At 71.1% G+C, this 24,823-nt stretch carries 22 protein-coding genes; 7 read left to right on the top strand and 15 right to left on the bottom strand.

All coding sequences use genetic code 11. The features are described from left to right. The first annotated feature begins 97 nt into the window (after positions 1–97). Both ABD658_RS02955 and ABD658_RS02950 read left to right on the top strand, forming a co-directional pair. Positions 98–1,885: an ATP-binding cassette domain-containing protein gene (locus ABD658_RS02955; RefSeq protein ID WP_344685056.1), complete on the top strand. Its 1,788-nt coding sequence runs from the start codon at positions 98–100 to the stop codon at positions 1,883–1,885. Continuing rightward, positions 1,882–3,624, top strand: a complete 1,743-nt coding sequence (locus ABD658_RS02950; protein ID WP_344685058.1) for an ATP-binding cassette domain-containing protein — start codon at positions 1,882–1,884, stop codon at positions 3,622–3,624. The genes ABD658_RS02955 and ABD658_RS02950 overlap by 4 nt, the downstream gene beginning before the upstream one ends. 109 nt (positions 3,625–3,733) lie before the next feature. On the opposite strand, the gene ABD658_RS02945 is transcribed toward ABD658_RS02950, so the two are convergent. The 11 genes from ABD658_RS02945 to ABD658_RS02895 form a co-directional block, all read right to left on the bottom strand. Further along, positions 3,734–4,813 (bottom strand): ABC transporter substrate-binding protein, encoded by a 1,080-nt coding sequence (locus ABD658_RS02945; RefSeq protein ID WP_344685060.1) that lies wholly within the window; start codon positions 4,811–4,813, stop codon positions 3,734–3,736. A gap of 65 nt (positions 4,814–4,878) precedes the next feature. After that, on the bottom strand, positions 4,879–5,691 hold the full coding sequence (locus ABD658_RS02940) for an ABC transporter ATP-binding protein (RefSeq protein WP_344685062.1): 813 nt from the start codon (positions 5,689–5,691) through the stop codon (positions 4,879–4,881). Further along, the gene (locus ABD658_RS02935; protein WP_344685064.1) at positions 5,688–6,992 is read right to left on the bottom strand and encodes a FecCD family ABC transporter permease; all 1,305 of its coding nucleotides are present in this window, start codon (positions 6,990–6,992) and stop codon (positions 5,688–5,690) included. Before ABD658_RS02935 ends, ABD658_RS02940 begins: the two co-directional genes overlap by 4 nt. A 76-nt stretch (positions 6,993–7,068) precedes the next feature. Continuing rightward, positions 7,069–8,565 (bottom strand): 2-hydroxycarboxylate transporter family protein, encoded by a 1,497-nt coding sequence (locus ABD658_RS02930; RefSeq protein WP_344685066.1) that lies wholly within the window; start codon positions 8,563–8,565, stop codon positions 7,069–7,071. Between the two features lie 358 nt (positions 8,566–8,923). Continuing rightward, positions 8,924–9,622 carry a GntR family transcriptional regulator gene (locus ABD658_RS02925; protein WP_085437686.1) on the bottom strand — a complete coding sequence of 233 codons (699 nt, stop codon included), beginning with the start codon at positions 9,620–9,622 and terminating at the stop codon, positions 8,924–8,926. Positions 9,623–9,747: 125 nt separating this feature from the next. Beyond that, positions 9,748–10,299, bottom strand: a complete 552-nt coding sequence (gene hpt / locus ABD658_RS02920; RefSeq protein WP_070159109.1) for a hypoxanthine phosphoribosyltransferase — start codon at positions 10,297–10,299, stop codon at positions 9,748–9,750. An 85-nt stretch (positions 10,300–10,384) separates the two neighbouring features. After that, a complete protein-coding gene (tilS, locus tag ABD658_RS02915; RefSeq protein WP_344685070.1) occupies positions 10,385–11,404 on the bottom strand; it encodes a tRNA lysidine(34) synthetase TilS in 1,020 nt (339 codons plus the stop codon). 1 nt (position 11,405) lies between these two features. Continuing rightward, a complete protein-coding gene (locus ABD658_RS02910; protein ID WP_344685071.1) occupies positions 11,406–12,659 on the bottom strand; it encodes a zinc-dependent metalloprotease in 1,254 nt (417 codons plus the stop codon). 163 nt (positions 12,660–12,822) lie between these two features. After that, positions 12,823–13,302: an inorganic diphosphatase gene (locus tag ABD658_RS02905; RefSeq protein ID WP_344685345.1), complete on the bottom strand. Its 480-nt coding sequence runs from the start codon at positions 13,300–13,302 to the stop codon at positions 12,823–12,825. A 145-nt stretch (positions 13,303–13,447) separates the two neighbouring features. Continuing rightward, complete coding sequence (locus tag ABD658_RS02900; RefSeq protein ID WP_170922671.1) at positions 13,448–13,591, bottom strand: hypothetical protein; 144 nt, start codon at positions 13,589–13,591, stop codon at positions 13,448–13,450. Positions 13,592–13,661: 70 nt separating this feature from the next. Continuing rightward, positions 13,662–14,624, bottom strand: a complete 963-nt coding sequence (locus ABD658_RS02895) for a F510_1955 family glycosylhydrolase (RefSeq protein WP_344685074.1) — start codon at positions 14,622–14,624, stop codon at positions 13,662–13,664. 84 nt (positions 14,625–14,708) lie between these two features. Between ABD658_RS02895 and ABD658_RS02890 the strand changes: the two genes are divergently transcribed. Beyond that, positions 14,709–15,266 carry a GNAT family N-acetyltransferase gene (locus ABD658_RS02890; RefSeq protein WP_344685076.1) on the top strand — a complete coding sequence of 186 codons (558 nt, stop codon included), beginning with the start codon at positions 14,709–14,711 and terminating at the stop codon, positions 15,264–15,266. 224 nt (positions 15,267–15,490) lie between these two features. Here the strand turns inward: ABD658_RS02890 and ABD658_RS02885 are convergent, their stop codons facing one another. The 3 genes from ABD658_RS02885 to ABD658_RS02875 form a co-directional block, all read right to left on the bottom strand. Next, the gene (locus ABD658_RS02885) at positions 15,491–16,750 is read right to left on the bottom strand and encodes a DNA glycosylase AlkZ-like family protein (RefSeq protein WP_344685078.1); all 1,260 of its coding nucleotides are present in this window, start codon (positions 16,748–16,750) and stop codon (positions 15,491–15,493) included. Positions 16,751–17,016: 266 nt separating this feature from the next. After that, complete coding sequence (locus ABD658_RS02880; RefSeq protein ID WP_344685080.1) at positions 17,017–17,775, bottom strand: GNAT family N-acetyltransferase; 759 nt, start codon at positions 17,773–17,775, stop codon at positions 17,017–17,019. A 40-nt stretch (positions 17,776–17,815) separates the two neighbouring features. Further along, a complete protein-coding gene (locus ABD658_RS02875) occupies positions 17,816–19,297 on the bottom strand; it encodes a cytochrome P450 (protein WP_344685082.1) in 1,482 nt (493 codons plus the stop codon). A gap of 265 nt (positions 19,298–19,562) precedes the next feature. Here ABD658_RS02875 and ABD658_RS02870 point away from each other — a divergent pair, with 265 nt between their 5' ends. The 3 genes from ABD658_RS02870 to ABD658_RS02860 all read left to right on the top strand — a co-directional run bounded on the left by ABD658_RS02870 (position 19,563) and on the right by ABD658_RS02860 (position 22,668). Continuing rightward, positions 19,563–21,281 (top strand): carbon starvation CstA family protein, encoded by a 1,719-nt coding sequence (locus tag ABD658_RS02870; RefSeq protein WP_344685084.1) that lies wholly within the window; start codon positions 19,563–19,565, stop codon positions 21,279–21,281. Next, complete coding sequence (locus ABD658_RS02865) at positions 21,278–21,556, top strand: cory-CC-star protein (protein WP_344685086.1); 279 nt, start codon at positions 21,278–21,280, stop codon at positions 21,554–21,556. Before ABD658_RS02870 ends, ABD658_RS02865 begins: the two co-directional genes overlap by 4 nt. Positions 21,557–21,633: 77 nt before the next feature. Next, the gene (locus ABD658_RS02860) at positions 21,634–22,668 is read left to right on the top strand and encodes an ArsA family ATPase (protein ID WP_344685088.1); all 1,035 of its coding nucleotides are present in this window, start codon (positions 21,634–21,636) and stop codon (positions 22,666–22,668) included. 124 nt (positions 22,669–22,792) lie between these two features. On the opposite strand, the gene ABD658_RS02855 is transcribed toward ABD658_RS02860, so the two are convergent. Continuing rightward, positions 22,793–23,671, bottom strand: a complete 879-nt coding sequence (locus ABD658_RS02855; RefSeq protein ID WP_083277802.1) for an HAD family hydrolase — start codon at positions 23,669–23,671, stop codon at positions 22,793–22,795. Positions 23,672–23,860: 189 nt separating this feature from the next. Here ABD658_RS02855 and ABD658_RS02850 point away from each other — a divergent pair, with 189 nt between their 5' ends. Further along, positions 23,861–24,790, top strand: coding sequence for an aldose epimerase family protein (locus tag ABD658_RS02850; protein ID WP_344685092.1), 930 nt, complete (start codon positions 23,861–23,863; stop codon positions 24,788–24,790). The last annotated feature ends 33 nt before the right edge of the window (positions 24,791–24,823 follow it).

The following is a 24,823-nucleotide window of genomic DNA, read 5'->3' as shown; positions in this document are numbered from 1 at the left end:
CGCGACAGGTGGAATGGCTCGCCTCCCGACGTCGACCATTTATTGCACATGATTCGCATTAGACTGGGGAAGATGTCCACGCCCCGAGGTGAGCCCCATGATGATCGTCCCTGAGCTGACCAGGTTGGCACGAGGCCACCCCCGCGGCCTCAGCCGGCTGACAGCAGCGCTGGTGGGCGTCTCGCTCACATACGTGGCCCAGGCCGTGGCTCTGGCCGGCGCACTGACCGCAGCGGTGCAGGCGCGCCCAGGCCTCGGCGCCATGTGCCTGGCCGTCCTGGCCGCGGCCGCCGTCGCGAGGCTCCTGCTGCGCCAGCTTCAGCAGCACCTGGTCTCCGCACTGGGCACCACGATCCGCCAGCAGATGCGGGCCCGCGTGCTGCGGCGGATCCTGGCGCCCGAACGGCTCCATGACGTGCGCAGCCGGGCCGGCTCGGCACGGCTGACCGCGGTGGATGCCGTGGAAGGCGTGGACACCTACCTCACTCGATACCTGCCCCACGTGGCGCAGGTGGCCCTGCTCTGCCCACTGCTGGTGCTGGCCATGGCGGCGCTCTCCCCCGCCGTCGCCGGCGCGCTGGGAGTCTTCGTGGTGGCCGCCGTCGGGGCACCGCGGGCCTTCAACCGATGGATGGCGCACCGCTCCCACGAACGCTGGGAGTCCTACGACGAGCTCAGCGCCGACGTCCAGGAGTCCCTGCAGGGCATGCGCACCCTGCAGCTTCTCGGCGCCGTGCCGGGGCGTCGCCGGGCGCTCAGCGCGCGCTCGGCCCGACTGCACCGGGAGACCGTGCGCACCATGCGCGCCTCCCTGGGAGAGACCGGGATCCTGGATCTGATGATCCAGGCGGGCACGGCGACCGCCGCCGCCCTGACGATCCTCACCGCAGCCGGAGTCGAGCCGCAGGGAGTGCTGGCCACCCCGCTGGCCGCTGTCGCCGAGGAGCCGCTTCGGATCTTCGCGATGCTGATGCTGGCCTCGGAGACCTTCCGACCCATCCGTGACGTCTCCCAGCAGTGGCACGCCGGGTTCCTGGGGCTCTCCGCCGTGAGCGCGCTGCGCGAGCACGGCGCCTTCGCCGCCGCCGGGACCGCGCAGGGTGACGTGTCGGGGACCGATGCTGAGCCCCCCACCGGCACGGCGGCCGTCGACGGGCCCGCCGGAGCGCCGACCGCGCGTCCCGGGCCGACACCTGGTGCGCTGCGTCTCAAGGACGTCCATCACCAGTACCCCCAGACCGTCGCCCCGGTGCTCTGCGGTGCCGACGCCGTCATCGAGCCGGGCCGGATCACGGTGATCTCCGGGGCGTCAGGGGCCGGGAAGTCCACGGTCTTCGACATCATCCTGGGCCTGCTGAGACCTACGTCAGGCACGGTGACGCTGGCCGGACGCCGGCCCCGGCCGGAGGAGATCGCCGTGGTGTCCCAGAATCCGTCGCTGTTCTCCGGCACGTTGCGGGAGAACCTGCGCCTGGCGGCGCCGGACGGCGTCGACGAGGCGACGCTGCTGGCCGCCTGTCACGACGCCGGACTTGGCGGCCTCCTCCGCGTGCTGCCCGAGGGTCTGAGCACGCCGATCACTGAGGGCGGCACGTCGCTCTCTCGGGGCCAGGCCCAGCGGGTGGCCATCGCCCGGGCCTATCTGGCCGATCGGCCGATGATCCTCATGGATGAGCCGACCAGCGCCCTCGACGAGGACACCGCCGGGGCCGTGCTGTCCCGACTCCGCGAGCGCGCGGCCGGACGGATCGTGCTGATCATCAGCCACCGCGAGGACGTCGCACAGGTCGCGGACGACCATCGGATCCTCGAGAACGGCCGGCTCCGCCCCGGCCGAGCCCCGACCCCGGCAGCCGCCGCAGCCCCGCAGGAGGAGGACGCATGAGCCTCACCGTTGACAGCACCCGCCACCGCCCGGAGCTCGCCGCGGGCGACGAGACGCCGGACCGGCCCCTGCTGGTGCTGCTGCGCCTGCTGCGCCCGATGGCGGCTCCGCTGCTCTGGACCGGCCTGGTCTCCTGGGCAGGCTGGCTCTCCCTGATGGCCATCACCGTGATGGGCGCCTGGGGAGTGGGCCATGCCGTGGTGCTCGGGAACCTGCCGCCGTCGGAGTTCTGGTGGAGCCTGGGGGCCGCGGTGGCGGTGCGAGCGCTGCTCACCTGGCATGAGATGGACGTCTCCCACGCTCTGGCCTACCGGGTGCTGGACCTGCTGCGGATGCGTCTGTTCGACTCCTACGCAGCTCGCGTGATGGAGGGCCGACAGGCCCATTCCGGCGATGCGGCATCCACCACGTTGACCGATCTGGAGAAGCTGGAGTTCTTCTACGCGCACACGATCGCCCAAATCGCCTCGGCCGCGCTGACCTTCGCGGTGGGAGCTGCGGCGCTGTGGCTGCTGGACCCCGTCCTGGGCGCCGTGGTGCTGGTGCTGGGCGCGGTGCTGATGTCCAGCAGCCTGCTCCTGCGGCGACGCTCGACCCAGGCGGGACAGGATCAGCAGGAGGAGTCGACCAGGCTGTCCCGGTTCATCACCGATGCCCTCGGCAACGCTCGAGACGTGCTGAGCCTCTCCCTGACGGAGAAGATCGTCGAGGAGTCCGCCCGGCGCACCGGGCGGATCAGTCGCCATGGGCGCCGGGCGGCGCTGCTGGAGAGCCTGGCCTCCGGGGTCCGCGATCTGCTCACGGTCACGGCCCTGCTCGTGGTGCTGCTGCTGGGGCTGCGTCATGCCGCTGCGCCGGAGCCGAATGTGGCTCCAGAACTGATGGCCGCCGCGGTCACCCTGGCGATGATGAGCCTGGCCCCGCTGATCGGCGCCGCAGATACGCTGGGGAAGCTCCACCCGCTGCGGGCCTCCGCCGCACGAGTGGCCGCACAGCTCGACGACGACGCCGGCTCTGCCGCTCCCCGCGTGGCCCCGCGGGCGCACGGCCACGATGACGTCGGGCCGCATGCTGCTGCTTCCACCCTCGCGGCTCCGACCGCCTGGGGTGTGCGGATCAGCGGACTGCGGTACCGCCACCCCGGCCGTGGGGAGCTGCGCTTCCCACCGACGATCGTGGATCCCGGTGAGCATGTGGCCATCACCGGGCCCTCCGGCGCAGGGAAGACCACGCTGGTGAATCTCGTGGCGGGGCTGTGGCGCCCCAGCGCGGGCGAGGCAGCGCTGTTCGCCCCGACCGAGGACCGACGGGGCCGGAGGCCACGGGAGATTCCCGAGGAGGAGCTCCGTGCCCGGGTGGCGGTCGTGGATCAGGAGTCGCGGCTCTTCCGCGGAACCGTGGCGCAGAACCTGCGATCGGGGGTGCCGGAGGGGGCGCTGACGGAGGAGGATCTCCGCGGGGCGCTGACCGCCGTCGGAGCCGATGAGTGGATCAGCCTGGAGGACGAGCTCGGCGAGACCGGACTACGGCTCTCCGGCGGTCAGCGCGCTCGGCTCTGCCTGGCCCGAGCCCTGGTCCGGCGCCCTGCGCTGCTGATCCTCGACGAGGTCACCGCCAACCTCGATGCCGAGACGGAGACCGGTATCACCGACCTGATCCGCTCCCTCGAGTGCACCGTGCTGACGGTCTCGCACCGGGCCAGCACGGTGGCGGGCGCGGACCGCGTCGTTGCCCTGTGAGGACGGTCGATCGGGGATCTGCGAGGGCCCCGGCCCACGGGCCGAGCACGATGCAGGGGGCGCACCGAGACGCTTCCGTCGGGTGCTCTCCCGCCGCCCCGAGGCGCCGTCAGCCCCCGTACAGCCCGTCCGCCACGCGCTCCACGGCGTCGATGTTCTGCAGCGAGCCGGGGAACAGGTGGTGGTTCGGCACCGGGATCAGCCGGTCCTCCTGGACGGCCTGGACCTCTGAGTGATTCTGCGCGAAATACTCCCGGGTGGTTTCCTCATGAGCGGTGTCCTCGACGCCGAAGACGATCGCCTCCGGGTCCCGGGCGGCCAGCTCCTCGGCGCTGATCTGGGCGAAGACGAAGGAGTCGAACTGGTCCTCATCCGGGGAGAAGACATTGTCCCCTCCGGCCTGGGCGATGATGTCGTACTCCACACCACCGCCCACCACGGAGAGCGTGTCCCCTTCCACGTAGACCTGCGCCACGCTCAGCGGCTCGGCCCCGTCGCTCAGCTCAGCGGCGCCCTGGAGGCGGTCCCGGCCGTCGTCGATGAGCTCCTCGGCCGCCTCCTCGGCGGCGAAGATCTCCCCGAGGTTCTCGATGTCGGTGAACAGGTCCTCCACGGTGCCCTCGGAGCGGCGCTCGAAGCAGCCGCCGGTGGCGATGTAGGACGCCGCGCCGGCGTCGGCAAGCTGCGCGATGCTGGCGAAACCCTGATCCGCGCTGAACTCGTAGCTGGTCGGGGCAAAGACGAAGTCCGGCTCCACCTGCAGCAGCACCTCCCGCGACGGCGGCTGGTCGTCGCTGAGCTCCTCGGCCTCCCCCAGCTGCGCGCTGACATCCTCGGGCAGCTCGGAGGAGGAGGTCTGCGCCACACCGACCACCTGGTCCCCCAGCCCCAGCCGCACCAGCAGCTCGGTCTGTGCCGGACTCATCCCGACCGCCCGCTGCGGTGCGGCGTCGAACTCCATCTCCTGACCGCAGTTCTCCAGAGCCACGTCGACGACCGCCGCGTCGCCGTCGTCGACCCCGCCGTCCGCGTCGGCCCCCGTCGGACCCTGCACCCCGGTCCCGCAGGCGGTCAGCAGCAGACCCGCGCCGGCGAGCACGGCGATGCCCAGACGGGTGCTCGACAGCGCAGCGGGCAACGCAGGCAACGTCGTCAGGAGGGTCGGGCGGGTCGGTGTCATCAGCGGCATGGGTGTCCTTTCGATCAGGGGTGGTCGGGCCGTGCTGCGAGGTCGCATCACGGCCGTGTCAGGGCTCACGCCTCCAGGCGCTCGAAGGCCAGGCGGGTCTGGTCTCCGCCGGGAAGTCTCATCGTGGTGGCCTGCACGCCGAACGCATCGCGGACCTGCCCCGCGGTCAGCACCTGGTCCACGGGGCCGTGGTCCACCAGCCGCCCGGAGGAGAGGACAGCGGCGTGGTCGCAGTAGGCCAGCGCCAGGTTCAAGTCATGCACCGCCACGACCGCGGTGCGGCCGAGACCCCGGACGATGTGCAGCAGCTCCATCTGGAAGGCGATGTCGAGGTGGTTGGTGGGTTCGTCCAGCAGCAGCGTTCCGGCTCCCTGGGCAAGCGCCCGGGCCAGCAGCACCCGCTGCTTCTCCCCGCCGGAGAGCTCCGCGAAGCCGCGGTCCGCCAGGTGCCCCGCGCGGGCGGTCTCCAGGCTGCGCACGACGACGTCCAGGTCGGCATCGGTGTCCGGGCTGAAGCCGGAATGGTGCACGGAGCGCGCCATCAGGACGATGTCCAGCACGGACTGGCCCATCCCGGCGCTGTCCACCACGGCCTGGGCCTCCTGCGCCATGACGGCGACCCGCCGGGCCACCTGCCGCCGCGGCAGCTGCCACAGGTCCTCGCCGTCGAGGCTCACGGCGCCGGCGTCGGGGCGGATGAGCCGGTAGGCGGTCTTCAGCAGGGTGGACTTCCCCGAGCCGTTGGGGCCCACCAGGGCGGTGACCTGGCCCGCCGGCGCGGTGAAGCCGACGTCGTCGACCAGCCTGCGCCCGGCGCGCTCCACGGTGACGCCGTCGAAGCGGAGCCCCTCCCCCGGACCATGCTGCCGGGGGTTCACGCGTCCACCACCTGACGGCGGCGCAGCAAGCCGGCCAGACCCCCACGAGTGCGGCCGGGGCGCAGCAGCCACAGGAAGAACGGGGCCCCGACGGCGGCGGTGAAGATCCCGATGGGCACCTCCGTGGGTGCGGCGGCGGTGCGGGCCGCCAGATCCGCGGCCGCCAGGAACAGAGCGCCTCCGAGGACTGCGACCGGCAGCATCAACCGGTGGTCCGAGCCCACCAGCAGCCGGGCGGTGTGCGGGATGATCAGCCCGACGAAGCCGATGCCGCCGCAGACCGCCACCACCGAGGCGGTGAGCAGGGCGGCCAACGCCAGGGAACCGAGTCGCAGGGCATGGACGTTGACGCCCAGAGCTGTGGCGGTCTCATCCCCGGCCATCAGCGCGTTCAGACCCCGGGCGTTGAGCGCGGCGAAGACCAGCACTCCCACCAGCACGATCGTCGGCAGCACCAGCTGGCCGAAGGAGGCCGCCGAGAGGCTGCCCAGCAGGAAGAACATCACGGAGAAGACCTGGTGGGCGTCGCCGGTCAGGGTCAGGAAGCTGGTGACCGCGCTGAGCAGCGAGCCCAGCGCCACCCCGGCGAGGATGAGCCGGGTGGGGACCACCACGCCGTCCTGCCGGGCGCAGAGGAACACGGCGCCGGTGGCCGCCAGAGCACCCACGAAGGCGGCCAGGGAGATCGACAGCCCGCCCAGAGCCGCCGAGCCGAAGGAGATGACGGCGACCGCACCCAGGCCCGCCCCGGAGGAGACTCCGAGCAGGTAGGGCTCGGCCAGCGGATTGCGCACCACCGCCTGCATGAGGGCACCTGCCAGCGCGAGGCCGGCGCCGCCGATCAGGGCCAGCAGGACTCGGGGGAGCCGGAAGTGCCAGACCGCCTGATCCTCCAAGCCGGTGTAGGTGCCGTCGCTCATCCACGGCATGCCGGGGATCAGATGCCCGAGGATCAGGCGCCCGGCATCACTCATGCTCAGGCTGATGGGCCCGGTGGAGACCGAGAGCAGCACGATGGCGACGATTCCGCCCAGCAGCAGGGCCACGACCAGGCGCTGGAAGCGCAGCACCCAGCGGCGAGTGGCGGCCACCCGCCGGCCGGTGCTGCTGAGTGCGTGGTTCTCCTCGTACTCCCCCGTTGCGGCCGCCGGGGCGACGGCGGAGGCGGCCTCGACGGAGGGAGCCTCGGCGGAGGGAGCCTCGGCGGAGGGAGCCTCGGCGGAGGGGGCGGGGCCGGCGTCGGCGGAGGGCGCGGGGCCCCGGCGCAGATCGGCGGAGAGCATGGGAGGACGCTGGGTCACTCCGCCATAGTACGCTGTTGCGAACTATTCTCAACACTGCCGAGCCGGGCGCGGGCATCGAGCGAGACGCAGAACCTCAGTTCAGGAACGGGATGAGCACCGAGACCGTCAGCAGCACCAGGGCCCCGCCGATCCGCGAGCTCACCTGCAGGAAGGGCATGAGCTCGAGCCGGTTGGCCGCGGAGACGACGGCGACGTCCCCGGTGCCTCCCATGTCCGTCATGCCCATGCCGATCGCCACCGAGGTCTCGGCGAAGTACATCTTCACCAGCCAGCCGAGCGTGCCCGCTACGAGGATCGCGACGACGACGGCGAGCGCCACCAGCACCGGATAGCGCCAGTCGGAGAGCAGCGCGCCCAGCTCGTCGAACTCGAAGTAGGTGATGGAGATGCCCACCAGCAGCGCCGGGGTCAGCGTGGAGGAGACGAAGGCGAACCACGTGGAGACCGCATCCTCGAACGCCTCAGGCACCAGGCCGAAGATCTTGATCAGCGCCGCCAGCAGGATCGTCCAGGCATAGGCATGGATGCCCGGGACGAACTCGGCCACCAATGTGCCCAGCAGGAAGAGCGTGCAGGCCATGGTCAGGCCCACCAGGAGCACCGGGAAGGCCCCCATAGTCGCCTTCGGCTTGGTCGTGAACTGGTCCGTCCGGCCCTGCACGCGGACGATCTGCCCGTTGCCGTTGAAGCCGAGGAAGAACTGCTGGCCCTTATAGGTGATGCCGTTGAAGATGCCGGCGCAGAGGATGGTCAGCACGTTGGCGATGATCACCGCTGGGATCAGCTGTGCCACGTAGGAGCCGGCGTCGCCGCCCATCTGGTCCGCATAGATCCCGGACATCGGGACCACTCCGGCACCGACGCCTCCGCCGATGATCGGCGCGGCGATGAACAGCACGGACTCCCGCAGGCCGAAGCCCAGGGCCGTGCCGACCAGCCCGATCACGGTGAACACCGCGATGATCGTACCCAGCAGCGGCACCGCGATGCGCGCACCGGCCTTGAGCAGCAGCGCCCGCGGCATCCCCAGGATCGAGCCGGCGATGAGGCTGGCGATGTAGAGATCGATGAACCCGATCTGACCGCCGTCGGTGAAGACCTCCATGGTCTCGGCGAAGGAGGTCGGGAACAGGCCCAGATGCAGCAGCACCGCCGGGGTCAGGATGCACAGCACTGTGGGCAGCCCGTAGTTGCGCAGCACCGGCACGCGGCCGCCGATCCAGTTCAGCAGCGCCCCGATGAGGATGACCACCGCGAAGCCGCCGAGCATCGTCGGCGGCAGCGCCCCCAGAGCGGCACAGGCGGCCACGACAGCGAAGAGCACGGCGAACCACCCGATGGGCAGCCCCATGATGCGAGTCCAGCTCTCCGGACGGGCGAACTCGGCGGCAAGCCGGTCCGCGGCGGTGCTCGCGGCCGCACCGGCGGCCCCACTCGCGGCGGTCTCACTCACCGCGGTCTCAGCCGAGTCGCGGCGCTCGTCGTCGGCACCTCCGACCTGAGCTTCATCGGAGGTCGGCGGTGTCGACTGCGGCGTCGACGGCCGTGTCGACTGCGGCGTCTGGTCCATGGATGTCTCCCCATCGTCATGCGCGCTCCCGCAGCCCGGCCCCACGGATGGATGGGCGTGCTCGCGCGCTCCTGTCATGCATCTCACACACTGTGACGGCCATGACACTAGTCTGCACTTTATAAAATATCAACACAGTGCGCGGAATCACCCTCAGAACGGGCATCCGGAGGCTCGATGCGCATCCAGGAGTCACTTTCCCCTGCACCTCATGGGGCTGACGCGCGTCACCTGGAGGGAGATGTGCCGGGAAGTGACTCCTCGATGAGAGGACGTCACGTGAGGAGGAACAGGAGGGACCCACGGGAGAGCGCCACGGGAAGGAGCCCATGACACGGGCGGCCCCCGACCCCGGCGCTCAGTCCGCGTCGAGGTTCTTCAGGGCGGCCGCGCGGCCGTGATCGATGTGCAGGCGCATCGTCTCTGCGGCGTCGTCGAGCCGTCCCTCCGCCATCGCCTCCACGATGCGGTGATGCTCCTGGGAGGACTGGCTCACCCGGGACTGGGAGCCGTAGAGCCCCAACGAGGGGTAGGGCATGCCGGCCCAGAGCTGATCGATGAACCCCAGCAGCAGGGAGTCTCCGCTGAGCCGGTAGATGGCCAGGTGCAGATCCTCGTTGTTCTCCACCACCTCCAGCGGGGTGGTGGCCTCGTCGCAGGCGAGGACGAGTTCCCGCAGCCGGTCGATGTCGGCCGGCGTCGCCCGCTCTCCCGCCAGACGGACGGCCATCGGCTCCAGGACGCCCCGCAGCCGGTACACCTGCTCGATGCGTGCCGGCGTCAGTTCGGCGATGGAGGTCCCTCGGTGGGGGTCGTGGACCACGAACCCCTCGGACTCGAGCCGGCTCAGCGCTTCCCGCACCGGCGTCAGGCTCATCCCCAGATGCTCGGAGAGCCGCTTGAGGGTGACCCGCTCCCCAGGCTCCAGGTCACCGACCCGGATGCTCTTGCGCAACGAGGCATAGGCCGCGGCCGCCTTGCTGACCGGCCGCACCGAGCCTGATCCGACTCCCAGGCCGGACCCGGAGCCGGGCGACCGCGTCTCCGACGACGCCACAGCTCACCTCACCCGTTCGACAGCAGAATGCGCATCACGCCGCAGCCGGCAGCCTCCCGGAGGGACCCGTGGTGCGGCGTGATCCGCCTGCCAGTCTACGGGCTCGCAGCCCCAGGCTCAGCGCGTCACTGATAGACGTGCGGGGCCAGGATGCCCACGCAGTCCAGGTTGCGGTACTTCTCTGCGAAGTCCAGGCCGTAGCCGACCACGAACTTGTTGGGAATGTCCATGCCCACGTACTTGACGTCGATGTCCACCTTCACGGCCTCCGGCTTGCGCAGCAGGGTGCAGATCTCCACCGAGGCCGGCCCGCGGGACTCCAGGTTGGACTTCAGCCAGGACAGGGTGAGTCCGGAGTCGATGATGTCCTCGGCGATGAGCACATGACGGCCCATCAGGTCGGCATCGAGGTCCTTGAGGATGCGGACGACACCGGAGGACTTGGTGCCGGACCCGTAGGAGGACACCGCCATCCAGTCCATGGTGACGTGGCTGGTCAGGGCGCGCGACAGGTCGGCCATGACCATGCACGCCCCCTTCAGCACACCCACGAGCAAGATGTCCTTGCCCTCGTAGTCCCGATCGATCTGCGCGGCGAGCTCCTTGACGCGCGCGTCGATCTCTTCCTTGGTGTAGAGGACCTCGGTCAGGTCTGCAGTGACGTCCTGGGCGTCCATGAGTGCTGATGCGCTCCTCAGTCTGGGCAGGTGCCGGGCGATGCGCCCGGACGGCAGTAGGCTTCTCCGGCGCAGTGCCGGGCCCTCAGGACTCCGGCGCGGCGGCACCCCGAGGAACGAGGACCAGTTTTCCATAGTCGGGCGAATCGTGCGTGCCCCGGTGGGCCGCGACGTGCCCCTCCAGCTGGATGGGCCCCGCCGACCCCTGCCGGGCCAGCAGCGACTCCACCGCCCTCAGCCTCTCGAAGGACGGCGCCGCCCCGCCGGCGGCCACCACGGCCAGCGCGATCACTCGCCGCCGCAGCGCCGCAGGGGCTTCCGCCAGCCGGTCCAGCGGCAGGCGCAGCCGGCCCACGTCGTCGGGGTCCTCCATCAGCTGGGAGAAGAGATCCTGGGCCTGGGCGTCCAGCAGGTCGGCGTCCTCGGCCGCGATCTGCGCCGTGCGTGCCAGGGCCTGGCGCACCCCGGGCGTCAGCCGTTCCTCCAGCAGCGGGAGGATCTCGGTGCGCACCCGGGAGCGCAGCAGCTGGGGGTCGCTGTTCGCGGGGTCCTGCCACGGCGTCAGCGAGGCCCACCGGCAGATCGCCTCGGTGTCCTCCCGGCCGAGCCCCAGCAGGGGACGCCGAAAGGGGCCGCGCACCGCGGGCATGCCCGCCAGCGAGCGGGTCCCCGATCCCCTGGCCAGCCCCAGCAGCACCTGCTCCGCCTGGTCGTCGCGGGTGTGCGCCAGCAGCACTCGGGAGGCTCCGGTCTCGGCCATCGCTCGGGCGAAAGCCTCATACCGGGCCCGTCGGGCAGCGGCCTCCGGGCCCTGCGGGGACCCGAAGTCGACGTCGACGGTGAGGCTCAGCACCGGCTCCAGCCCCAGGCCACGCAGCTGATCGACAGCGGTGGAGGTGACCGCGGCGCTCTCCGGATGGAGCCGATGGTCCACGACGACAGCGCCCACGGCGACGTCGCCGCGGCGATGATGATGCGCCGCGGCCACGGCCAGCGCCAGCGAATCGGCCCCGCCGGAGCAGGCCACGAGGTTCAGCCGGTCGGCATCCAGCATCTCTGCGACGGCGCGGCGGGCCGCACCGACCACCGGGGGCAGTGCGGCCATCTCAGCCCTCGGAGGCGGAGTCCGCGGACGCGTCGGCGGGGCCCTCAGCGACGTCGCCGGAGGTGAATCCCATGCGGGTGATCCAGCGGTCGGGGTCGTGCAGCTCATCCTCGGTGGGGAGGTGCTCGGCGCTGGTCCAGATCTGATTGAACCGGGCCATGCCGACAGCCTCCACCACGTGGCCGACGAAGCGCTGCCCGTCGGTGTACTGGCGGGCCTTCACGTCCAGCTGCAGCAGCCGACGCACCCAGCGCTCCAGGACGCTGCGGTGCTTGCCGCGCTCCTGGAACCGCCGACGGATGGTCTTCACCGAGGGCACGATGGAGGAGTCGACGGCGTCCATGACGTGGTTGGCGTGGCCTTCGAGCAGGCTCATCACGGCGGTGATCTGCGAGTACGCCTCGCGGGCCTCCTCGCTGCCGATGAGTTCGATGAGTCGGTTGCGCTGCGGTCCGGGGCCCTCGTCGTCGGAGTCCCCGTCAGCACCCGCACCGTCGTGTCCCGCACCGTCATCCTGCGTCCCGGCCGCGGCACGGCCGCGCTGCAGCTCCTCCTTCAGGTGGCGCAGTGCCTCGGCCAGCCGCTCGCCCATCGAGTCCGCCGCCCCCAGGGTGGAGCTGGAGAGCGTCCCGATCAGCCCGAGCAGATGCTCCGGCAGCCAGGGCGCGGCGGCGAACTGCACCCGGTGGGTCTGCTCGTGCAGGCACACCCACAGGCGGAAGTCCTCGGGCTCCAGGTTCAGCTCCTGCCGGATCATCACCACATTGGGGGCCACCAGCATGAGCCGGCCGCCGTCGGGGGCGAAGGGGTCGAACTGGCCCAGCACATTGGCGGAGAGGAAGCCCAGCACTGCCCCCAGCTCAGAGCCGGCCACACCGGAGCCGAGGACCTGGCTGGTGCTGCCGGGACGCAGCATCTCCGGCTTCGCCGCCACCGCCTCCTCCAGAGCGGGCGTGAGCAGTCGCCGGAACGAGGCGGCGTTGGCCTTGGCCCAGGTGGCGCGGTCCACGATGAACGTGTCCGAGTTGCCCGCTTCGGAGCCGGCGCCCAGGCCGGCCGCCGCCTCCAGCTCGGTGATCCGGTGGACGTGCTCCACGCTCTCCCATGCCGCTCGGCGCAGCGCGGCCACCTCGGCTGCCGCCTCACGGGCGCCCAGCCGCGGCCCAGGGGGCACCAGCCGTGCGGCGGACCGTTCGGCGACGTCCCAAGCGATGAGCAGGTCGGCGGGAGAGGACTCAGCGGCAGTGTGCTCCATGGATCCATCACACCACAGGTGGCTGGGCGTCGGCGGTGCCGCAGCTGCTCCCCCGCGCACGACGACGGCGCGCCGCCTGGGGCAGGCGACGCGCCGTCGTCGTGTGGACCGCCTCGGGAGGGCGGCGGATCAGCTCGGCTGAGCCGGGGTCAGTGCGCCGGGGTCACTTGCCGTAGCGCTCGATGGACCGCTGCAGCTCCGCCTCGGCGGCCTCGCGGCCCTCCCAGCCCTCGATCTTGACCCACTTGCCGGGCTCGAGATCCTTGTAGCGGGTGAAGAAGTGCTCGATCTCCTCCTTGAGGAACTCGCCGAGGTCCTCCAGCTCCTGGATGTGGTCGAAGCGCTTGTCGTCGGGGACGCAGACCAGCTTGGCGTCGCCGCCGCCGTCGTCGGTCATGTTCAGCACCCCGATCGGGCGGGCCTCCACGACCACGCCGGGGATCAGGTCGACGCCGGGGATGTAGACCAGGGCGTCCAGCGGGTCGCCGTCCTCACCGAGGGTGTCGTCGAAGTAGCCGTAGTGGGTCGGGTACTGCATCGGAGTGAACAGCACGCGGTCGAGGCGGAGACGGTGGGTCTCGTGGTCGATCTCGTACTTCAACCGGGAGCCGGCGGGGATCTCGATGGTCACATCGCGGGTCAGCGACACAGGGGGCCTCCTTGGGAAAGACGTGGATTGCTCGAAGCCAGCGTACACAGATCACCGGGGCGGGGTGCGCGCACGACGACGCCGGCACCTGCAGCCCTCGCGCCGCCCGGCCGAAACGCACCCTCTCACCAGGATGGGGTCAGGAACTGATGATCAGGGAGACGGCGAGCACCACAGCCAGGATCACGCCGCCGAGCAGGATCGTCTTCGGGTCGGCGAACATGGGGCGTCCGCCGTTGCCTCCCATGTCCGGCAGGCGGCGGTCTCGGTTTCGGTCGTCCATCACACGAGACTCCGCTTTCCCCTCGACGTCGCTCAGGTCTCCTATGACCCTATCCCGTGAGACGCTCGGCTCACTCGGCGTGGACGGTCTCGAAGCTCTCTCCGCCGTCGGTGCTGTGCAGCACGGCCCCCTCGACGGCCACCCACAGCTCATCCGCGTCCACGCCATGGACCGCCTCCGGGTAGCCCTCCGGCAGCTCCGCGGACCCTGGAACCTCGTCCCAGGTGGCGCCGTCGTCGTCGCTGCGGTGCAGCCCCGCGGCCGGGTCCAGGGCATAGAGGGTGCCGTCGGCGGCCCAGTCGGCGATCAGCAGCAGCGGAGCATCCTCCAGGGCCGTGACGCTCTGCCCGCCGTCGGTGCTGAGCATCGGCCCATCCGGGGTCGTGACCAGCAGGGTGTCCGGGTCGCGGGGGTCCACGGCGACGCCGGCCATCGCGGGAACGTCCGGGGACTCCCAAGTCTCGCCGCCGTCGTCGCTGACCATCAGCTGGCCGCCGCTGGTGGAGTCCACCCCGTAGACGCGCTCCCCCACGGCGTCGAACCCATGGAAGTCCGCCTCCCCGCCGAGGGAGACCTCCTCCCAGGTGGCGCCGCCGTCGGTGGATTCGATGAGCCCCAGGTTCGACGGCGCGTCCTGCCCCTGGCCCGGATGGCCGGAGGCCAGCAGCCGATCCTCGTCCACCACGGTGAAGCCCATGAAGTCCTGGACCTCGGAGACCCGCTCCGGGGCGCCCTCGCCCATCCGGAAGAGGCCATAGTGGGTGGCGATCAGCAGCGCACCGTCTGACGGGTCGACCCCCAGGCCGTGGATGTGCTCCATCCGGGCCTCTGACGCCTCGTCGGCATCGGCGTCGTGCCCGGCCATGTCGCCGCCGGGGGCGGCGCCCTCGGGAGCGTCGTCTTCGGGAGCGTCATCGCCGCCACCCAGCACCGAGATCAGCACGACGGCGAGGATCAGAGCGATCAGGATCCCCGCTCCAGCCCATCGCAGGGCGCGGGCGGAAGATCGTGCGGGCTGAGGCTGCGCGGGCATGGGTCCTCATTCGATGGGGTGCGACGACAACGGCATGGAATTTCTACGCAGTGTAGTAGATGTGATGCGCGCTACGCTGGAGAGGTGACGCCCCCTGACCTGCCGACACTGCTGAGCACGCGACTGCGGCTGCGCGCCGTGACGGAGGACGACACCGCATTCGTCCAGGACCTGTACGCCCGCCCGGAGGTGACCGAGTTCATCGGCACCACCGACTGGGTGGAGACCACCCGGGAGCAGTCCCTGGCCCGCATCCACCGGTACCGGGCCGCAGCCGGACGAGCAGCAGGGATCTGGCTGGTCGAGACGGTGGAAGGCCGACGGGCGCTCGGGGTCGCCCTGCTCAAGCCCATCCCCAGGTCCGTCCGCCTGGCCGACTCCCGCGCCCAGGCAGGCCTCGCCCAGGACACCGAGATCGGCTGGCACCTGCACCCCGACGCGTGGGGCCACGGCTACGCCATCGAGGCGGCGCGCGCCCTGCTGGCCCACGCCCGGCGCCGCGGGCTCACGGAGGTGGTCGCGGTGACCCATCCGCGGAATGTGGCCTCACAGCGGGTCGCCGAACGGATCGGGATGACTCACCAGGGCACCACCGACCGCTACTACGACACCACCTGCGCGCTGTTCACCCTCACGCTCTGAGCTCTCACGCTCTGAGCCCTCACGCGCGGCGCCGTACGTGCCGCCGAATGGGTCCCTCATGTCCACAACTCGGCTCGATCGACTCGAGTTTCCACAACGTCCGACCAACTCGGCCAGGGCGGAGAGCCCGAAGCCCCGCCCGGAGCCCCGCCTGAAGCCTCGGCCGCATCACCCACCAGGCATCACGAGCCCGGCATCACGAGTCAGGCATCACGAGTCAGGCATCACGAGTCCGGCATCACCAGCTCCGCGCCCAGCTGCCGAGCCAGCGTCTTCCCAGCGCCGCGGACCCGCGGCAGCAGGACCCGACGCGGCACGCCGGACTCCGGGAACGCCCCGTTGATGCGCAGCTCAGCGCCCACCCGCTGGATGTCCACCCGGCCGATCATCCTCCCGCCGGAGAGCACGCCCATCACATAGTGCCCGTACACCCGCTTCGCCCGCGGGACATAGGCCTCGAAGAGGTAGTCGAAGCCGAACACCCGGCGCGCCCGGCCACGGTCACGCAGCAGCGGGTCGAAGGGGCCGATGAGCCGCGCCTCCCGCGGTACGCCCCACTGCTGACGGGCCCCGCCCACGCCGTCGCCGACGTCGACGGCGGTGTGCGCGGCATGCGCGGCCGGTCCGGGCAGCACGCCCTGGGCCGTGGGGTCGGGCAGCTCACCGTCGAGAAGCTCCGGCAGGCAGTACGCCTCGTGCCGGGCATCCCACCCCTCGACCTCCAGGGGTACGAGCCCAGCGAGCGCGATGCCGGCCGCAGCGTCCTCGGCGGTGAGGTGGTAGTGGTGGGCGAAGTCCGCCCGGGTCATCACCGCCAGGTTGGCTGCGGCACGGCGGGCCAGGGCGGCACGCAGCTCGTCATCGGGCAGCTCCGCGGCCTCCCGCACCTGGGCGGGCAGCGCCCGCTCGGGGAGGTCGAACAGCCGGGTGGTGCCGTCCCGGGCGGTGATCACCAGCTCCCCGGTGCGGACCATGAGCTCGGCGACGACCTTGACCTGCGTCCAGTTCCAACCGGTGGTCCGCTCACCGTCGCCCACCTGCGACTCGATGGCGCCGATCTGCACGCCGCGCCCCGCCTCGGAGACGACCTGGCGGATCTGCTCCACCATCGCGACCGGCATCTCCCGACGATGCCCGGCGGCCTGACGCTCTCTCCGCAGCCGCAGCAACGGCCAGTCCTCGATCGGAAAGACGCAGGCCACCTTGGTGAAGGACTCGAAGGCGGCCACACGTCCCTGTGGCCACAGGGAGTCGTCGACGTCGTCGGCCCGGTGCGTGCGGGGCAGTCGGGTCAGGCAGGTGAGCCGCTGGGCGGTGGAGACCCGCATCAGTGGGTCGAGTTGGATCAGACCGATGTCCCGCAGCACGTCGGCGGCATCGGTGGCGAAGCCGCTGTCCCGCAGGCCGGCGTCGGCGCCGTCGGCAGGAGGGATCCGCTGCGCGGCCACGACGGCGCGACGCACCCAGTCCTGGGTGACGCTCACCGGGCGGCCCGACGTCGTGGGCCCCCTCGAGGGCTGCAGAGAGGGGGACGTCCGGACGGAAGAGCCAGTGGAAGTCTGCACATCCTCATCCTGCCGCATCCCTCTGCCACGGATCGTCTCCCGGTGAGAGATCGTCCCCAGATCGGGCGACGACCTCTCACCGAGAGACGATCGCCGGGGCGGTCCGGGTAGTCGGGGTGGTCCGGGTAGTCGGGGTGGTCCGGGTAGTCGGGGCGGTCCGGGGCGCCGCGCGTCTCGGCCGGACGTCAGCCGTCGAAGAACGCCCGCAGCCGGTCCGACCCCTGGACCTGGACCTCCCAGTCCGGGCGCACCAGATCGGCGGCCGGCAGCCGGTAGTCGTCATGCCACTGCGCCTGCTCCGCGTGGGCGTCCGGCACGCGGCTGCGTCCCACCACCTGGTAGCCGAGCCCGAGCGACACCCGCCGCGAGCGCTCGTTCCACTCATAGGCCCCGGAGGCCGCGTACTCGGCCCCGAAGTGGTCGAACGCCCAGAGCAGCATGCCGGCGCGCATCTCCCGGCCGTAGCCGTTCCCCTGCGCATCGGCGCGCAGCCAGCTGCCGGACGTGACGGTCCGCAGCACCGGCCAGTGCTCAGCGCCGCAGTCCTGCATGCCGATCAGCCGCTCCCCGTCACGCACGACGCCGGCGGCACCGTCAGCGGCAGGGGCGCCGTCAGTGCCGTCGTCAGCGGCGGCCTCGGGCTTGAGGAACACGCCCAGCATCAGCAGCCAGGACGTCGGCCCGATCTTCTCCCGACTGGACCACAGCCAGGGCAGCGACGCACGCACCAGCTCCTCGGGCGACTTCTCGTTCCAGGCATGCGCGAAGGGATTCCGTTCGGTCCGCGTCACACCGGAGGTCGCGGCAGCCACGTAGTCCGGGAAGTCGGTCTCCCGGATCACGCGCAGGGCGAGCCGCGGGGTGTCGATGCGGAGCCCGAACGGGGGCCAGATCTCCTCCAGGGACTGGGCGGAGTCATCGGAGCGGATGCCGAAGCGAGACATCCCCCCATCCTGCCTCACCGCTCAGCCTCACCGTCCAGCATCACCGCTCAGAGAGCCGGAACCTCAGCCGATAGGGGTCCAGCAGGGACGGCATCTCCTTCTCCCGCCCCAGGCTGTGCGAGAGCAGGTCCACTTCGCGGCTCTCCAGCACCCGGGCCAGCAGGCTGGAGGTCACCAGCAGCACCAGCTGCCGCCCCGGACAGATGCCCGTCCCCAGGCTGAACGGCATCAGCGGCCAGGCCTCCCCGTCGGCGTCCCGCTGCGGGTCTCCCTGCGCGTCCCGACGCAGCCCCTCCTCCCAGACCTCCGGGGCGAAGCGGTGGGCGAAGTCCAGATTCCGCTCGTCACGGTGGAAGTAGGGCGCGAAGATCAGCACCGAGACGCCGGCGGGCATGATCCCGTGCTCGAACTCCACCTCCATGGTGGTCTCGCGCAGGATCAGCGGGGTGGTGGGCCACAGGCGCAGAGCCTCCAGCACCGTGGCGCGGAGCAGCTCCAGTCGGGCCACTCCCCCGCCGGATTCGTCCTCGGCCTGCAGGCGCGCGGTGCGCAGCCGCGCCGGATGCGAGGCCAGCAGCGCCAGCGCCCGGAACGTGGCCATGCCGGCGGGGTCGAAGGCGAAGAGCCACTGCGGCACCTGGTGCTCCGGTCGGCCGCCGTCGGCATCCAGCGCCCCGTCCGCGTCCTGGTCCTGAGCCTGCGCCATGACGGCGGCCAGGCTGCCGGGCTCGGGACGGTCCAACGCGTCGCGGATCCGGTCCAGGAAGTCTTCCCGAGCCTCGTCGTCCACCGGGCGCAGGAAGGCGAGGTTCCCGCGCTCACGCAGCTCGTCCAGCAGCGTGGTCAGTTCCTCGTCGTCGCGGGCGAAGTCACCGAGCACCAGCCGCCGCACGATCCGGAACCACGCGCTGCTGAACCGCTCCCAGTCGAGGGCGCCGCCGTCGTCGTCGGCCTCGGCGAGCATCTGGTCGGCCTCTTGGTGGACCACAGGAAGGAAGGACTTCGCCATCCGATGCACCGGATGCTCCGGTTCGAGGACCGCTTCGTTGAGCCGACGCCGCACCGCCCGGTCCCCGCCGTGGGAGATCAGTGAGACCCCCGGCTCGAAGTGCTGCAAGGCATGGCGCTTGAGGGTCTCCGCGGCGGCGAACGGCTCCGGGGTGCGGTCCAGGATCCGGTGCACATGCTCCGGGTCCAGCACCAGCGCCAGCGGCCGGCCGGGCAGCGGCACCAGCAGAGGTCCTCGGCCGTACTTCTCCGCCAGCGCCTGCACCCGGCGCACCGCACGGCCCTCCAGGTCGAGCCGTTCGACGGCGGCCACGACGCCGGGCCGTCGCGTGATCGGCCCCTTCGCCGCCATGGGGGTGAGCACCTCGGCGAGGATCTGCAGCGTCTCGGCCGGCGTCGCGCGCGGCAGCGGGTTCTGCACCGAGCTGGGGGTCGGCGGGGTCCCGATGGTTCGAGGCCCCGGGGTATGAGCCTCGGACGACCGCTTCTCGGGGACAGGGGGATGCTGGGTCATGTCAGGCACCTCTCACAGGGGTGTCTCGGGGTCGGTCTCCGGCATGCGGCGCCGCGCTCCAGGCCTTCGGCGCCTCCTCGCCCCGGCGGGGCCGGGGCGGCGTCCCTCCTCCTCAGCCAGGGTAGATCGAGTCAGCGCCTCAGGACAGGCCCTGCGGCCTGAGGTCACCGTGACGGGGGTCTCACGCGAGTAGCATGTCAGGCATCACTGGCATCGTGTCCCGGGGGCTCAGTGTGGAGCCTGCCCGAGAGAGAGTAGGGAGATCATGGACGGGCCCAATGCACTCATCCTGGCCGTCATCGGTGTGACGATGATGCTGGCCGGGTACTTCCTGTACTCCAGGTTCCTGGCCAAGAAGGTCTACAAGCTCAATGCGGAGTTCAAGACGCCGTCGCATGAGTTCCGCGACGGCGTGGACTTCCTCCCCACCAACAGGTATGTCCTGTGGGGCCACCACTTCACCTCCGTGGCCGGCGCGGCACCCATCGTGGGTCCGGCGGTCGCGGTGATCTGGGGCTGGCTGCCCGCCTTCCTGTGGGTGACCATCGGCACCGTGTTCATCGCCGGCATGCACGACTTCGGCGCCCTGTGGGCCTCGGCCCGCAACAAGGGCCGCTCCATGGGGGCGCTGTCCGGCACCTACATCGGCAACCGGGGGCGCAACCTGTTCCTGGTGGTCATCTTCCTGCTGCTGCTGATGGTCATCGCCGCGTTCGCCGTGGTGATCTCCGGCCTGCTGGTCTCCCAGCCCACGGCAGTGATCCCCACCTGGGGTGCGCTCATCGTCGCCCTGCTGGTGGGGCAGGCGATCTACCGGCTGCGCTGGAACCTCGTGGCGATCAGCTCGGTGGGCGTCGTCGCGCTCTACGGGCTGATCCTCGTCGGAGACCGCTACCCGGTGGAGCTGCCCGAACAGTTCATGGGCCTGGCCCCGGAGGGCCAGTGGATCGTGCTGCTGTTCGTCTACGCGGCCATCGCCTCGCTGCTGCCCGTGTGGGTGCTGCTGCAGCCGCGGGACTTCATCAACGGCATCCAGCTGTTCATCGGCTTGGGCATCATCTACGGCGCCGTGCTGCTGGCCACCCCCACGGTGGTCGCCCCGGCCTACAACCAGCATGTGCCCGAGGGGACGCCGGGCATCGTGCCGCTGCTGTTCGTCACCATCGCCTGCGGGGCGATCTCCGGATTCCACGGCATCGTCTCCTCCGGGACCAGCGCCAAGCAGCTGGACCGCGAGACCGACGCGCGGTTCGTGGGCTACTTCGGCGCGGTCGGTGAGGGCCTGCTCGCCCTGGGGGCGATCATCGCCACCACGGCGGGATTCCAGACCATCGCCCAGTGGGAGGAGGTCTACGAGTCCTTCGGAGCCGGCGGGGTGCCGGCCTTCGTGGAGGGCGGGGCGTCCATCATCAACTCCGGTCTGGGCCTGCCGGCCGGCCTGTCCGCCACCATCCTGGCCACGATGACGGTGCTCTTCGCCGCCACGACTCTGGACACCGGGGTGCGCCTGAAGCGCTTCGTGGTCCAGGAGATCGGGCAGATCGCCGGAGTGCGGATCGGCACGGGCCCGGCGACGGCGATCGTCATCGTCATCTGCGCGGCCCTGACGTTCTCCCAGGGCGCGGACGGCGCCGGCGGTCTGACGATCTGGCCGCTGTTCGGCACCACCAACCAGCTGCTCGCAGGCCTGACGCTGACCATCCTGACCGTGATCCTCATCCGGAAGGGGCGCCCGTTCCTGCCGGTGCTGATCCCGGCGGTCTTCGTGCTGGCCATGACGATCTACGCGGCCCTGGTGCAGCTGTTCGACCTCTTCGCCGACGGCGAGTGGCTGCTGTTCACCCTGGACGTGGTGATCATCGTGGCGGCCCTGTGGGTGCTGGTCGAGGCCGTCATCGCCATGGGGCAGGCACGCCGCGGGGAGAGGGAGCCGGAGGACGACGTCGCTCTCACCCCCGAGCAGCGGCTGCCGCTGGACCGGTGACGCTCCTGGCGGGGCTGCGCGCCCCGCTGCGCCGGGTCGAAGCGGGGCTGCGGGAGTTCTACGTGGCCCCGTACCGGCGCACGTTCGCGCGCGCCCAGCGCGACGAGGAGGACCTGTTCATGATGCTGGTCCTCTCCGAGGCGCTGGGCGTGCCCAACCCTGCCTCCGGCACCACGTTGGAGCTGCTGCCGGAGATGCTGGACCGGATGCACCAGTGGCATCTGCGGATGGGGATGGACCGCTCCCCGTTCGAGGAGCAGCTGGCCTGCTGCTGATCGGACCGCGGCTCGCCCTGCACCCCTGACCGCACAGCCCTGACCGCACAGCCCTGACCACTGGAAGGACGCCTCGGATGCTGCTCGACCTCGCCCGGGATCGCCGCGTGCTGTTCATCGGCGGCAAGGGCGGGGTCGGGAAGACGGCGGTGGCCTCCGCGACGGCGCTGCACAGGGCCCAGCACAGCGCCCCGCAGGGTGCAGCGCGACAGGGCACCCAGCAGGGCGCCCGTGTCCTGGTGGTCTCCACGGACCCGGCGCATAATCTCGGACACCTGTGGGAGCGGGAGGTCGGCGATGAGGTCGTCACGCTCTGGGAGGACCGCGGCGCCCCTCCGGGAGTCCGTCCGGCTCGCCTGGACGGCGTGGAGATCGACCCGGAGGCCACCACGGCCGCGCATCTGGCCGACGTGGGAGAGACGCTGCGGAGCATGATGCCGGCGCATCTGCACGGAGAGGTGGACAAGCATCTGCGGCTCGCCGCCCGCTCTCCGGGCACCCATGAGGCCGCCATCCTGGAGCGGATCGCGGCCCTGCTGCAGGATCACGGCGAGGACCACGACCTCATCGTCTTCGACACCGCGCCCTCCGGCCACACCGCCCGGCTGATGGCTCTGCCGGAGATCATGACCGCCTGGACCGAGGGGCTGCTGGATCGGCGCACCAGGGCTGAGCGGTTCGGCGCCGCGGTGCGCGCCCTGGACGGCGACGACGCCCCGGACGGGTCCTCGCCGGCGGCGCGCGACCGCCGGATCCGTCAGGTGCTCACCCGCCGTCGGAACCGCTTCGAGGCGATGCGGCAGGTCCTGTCCGACGCCTCCCGGTGCAGCTTCGTGATCGTGCTGACCGCCGAGCGGCTGCCGGTGCTGGAGTCCGTGGAGCTGCACGCCCAGCTGACCGAGACCGGGGTCGACGTCGGGGGCTTCGTGGTGAATCGGCTCGCGCCCCGTGACGCCGGCGACTTCCTGGCCGCACGTCGGGACCAGGAGCAGCGGCACCTCGACGAGCTGGGACGTCGGGTACCCGGCGCCGTCGTCGACACCCTGTCGCTGCTGCGCGGCGACCTGGTCGGCGTCGCGGCCCTGGAGCGCCTCGGCGAGCACCTGCGCTGACGCCCACCGCACCCCCGTTCCACCTCGCACGCCCCACCACATCGGCTCCGGTGCCGTGGGCGGAATACGGGCACTCAAGCGAGGTTCAGCGACAAGATCTCCGAGCTCGACGCAGCAGGGAGGATCAGTCCTCCAGGATGCTGGTGAGCACGTCCACCAGGCCGTCCTCGTCCACATGGCCGGTGACCTCGTCCGCGACGGCCTTGACCTCCTCAGGGGCCTGGCCCATCGCCACCCCGCGGGCGGCCCAGGCGAGCATCTCGATGTCATTGCGGCCGTCCCCGCAGGCCACCGTGGCCTCCAGAGGTGCGTCGAGCTTGCCGCGCAGCCATTCCAGCGAAGAGGCCTTGGTGACGCCGGCGGCGGCGATGTCCAACCAGGCGGACCAGCCCACCGAATAGGTCACACCCTGCAGCCCGATCCCCTCCACCGCGGCGGCGAACTCGTCGGCGGTGGAGTCGTCGGAGTTGACCACCAGGCGAACCGCCTCGGCCCGGCGCATCTGCCGCAGGCTGGTGCCCTGGGCCTGCAGGCCGAAGGACATGTCCTGGAACCGCTCGGTGGACAGGAACGTGCCCTCCGAGGTCTCGATGGCGTACTTCGCATTGGGCAGCCGCTCCTGCAGAGCGTCCAGGGCGGGTGCGGGGTCGAAGATCCGGCGGTCGATGACCTCGTAGCCCTCGGACTGTTCCAGATCGATCCTGACCGTCACGCCCCCGTTGCTGCACACCGCATAGCCGTGCGTGACGCCGAGCATCTCGACGATCGGCAGCGTGGCCGGCAGCGACCTCCCGGTGGACACCACCACGGTGTGGCCGTCGGCGACGACGGCGCGTCCCGCCTGCCGAACGGCCTCGGACATGTGACCATCATGATTGACCAATGTGCCGTCGACGTCGAGGCAGACCATCGCCCGGCCCTGCTGGTGGACGAACGTCCCACCCAGGCCCGCCGCGGGGATGGAGAAGTCGGTGGTGTCATCGGTTCGGATGCTTGAGTTCATATCGCTGCCTGTAATGTCTCGAGTGTGGTCCGTCTCCTGGTGTGGCATGGTTCAGCTCACAGGGGAATGGTCCATTATGCCGGATCGTGCCAGGACAGGCAGAATGACGGATGAACGGAAGAGGGACGTCGCACGACGTTCCGCCGCGGATGGCCGGGCCAGCACCGGCTGGGGACCACGGGAGGACACATGGACGAGTCGCTGAGCAGCGTGACGATCACCGGCGGCGGGTACGCCGCGGAGATCGGCCTGCGGGGTGGGCGGCTGCTGAGCCTGCGCCACGAGCAGGACGAGATCGTGGTGCCGGCAGCGCAGGCTGAGGGCTCCTTCGCCGGAGCGGTGCTGGCTCCGTGGCCGAACCGGGTCTCGGGTGCCACCTACGTCCATGACGAGACCCTCTACGAGCTGCCCGTCACCGAGGAGGAGACCGGCGCGGCGCTGCACGGCCTCCTGCTGGACGCCCCCTTCGAGGTGGTCAAGCAGGAGGAGTCCGGCGTCGAGCTGCGCACCGTCCTGGAGGCCAGCGAAGGCTACCCGTTCACGCTGGAGTTCGTGCTGTTCTACCGTGTGTCCTCCGACGTCGGCCTCGCCGCCACCCTGATGGCCCGCCAGCCGGTGGCCCCGGGTGGGGACGACGACGCCGACTCCTTCGAGGCCGCGAACGCCGCGCCCGCGCTCTACGGAGCCGGCTTCCACCCCTATCTGCGGGCAGGATCCGCCCCGCTGGACGAGTGCCGGCTGAAGCTGCCCGCCCACACGGTGGTCTCCCTCGACCGCGCGGGCAAGGTCGGCTCCCGGGAGACCGTCTCAGGTGACCTGGACCTCACCGGCGGACCGCTGCTGGTGGGCCGCTCCATCGACCACGCCTACACGGGCTTCCCGGAGGAGGGATGGACCGCGGAGCTGGTGCACGGGCCCACGGGCTTCGTAGTCCGGATGATCGCTGACACCCCCTGGGCGCAGATCTACACCGGGGAGCGGATGGACCGGGCCGGCGTCGCCGTGGAGCCCATGACCTGCCCGCCGGATGCGTTCAACTCCGGCGAGGACGTCGTGTATCTGGCGCCGGGCCAGTGGCACCGGGTGGGGTACAGCATCGAGGTCATGCACCGCGACTGAGCCGCCGGACCCCGACGACGGAGCCCCTGCCGC

The organism is Nesterenkonia aethiopica (assembly GCF_039534665.1).
In the GTDB taxonomy this organism is placed as follows: Bacteria; Actinomycetota; Actinomycetes; order Actinomycetales; family Micrococcaceae; genus Nesterenkonia; species Nesterenkonia aethiopica.
This window is presented reverse-complemented; position numbering and strand designations above follow the sequence as displayed.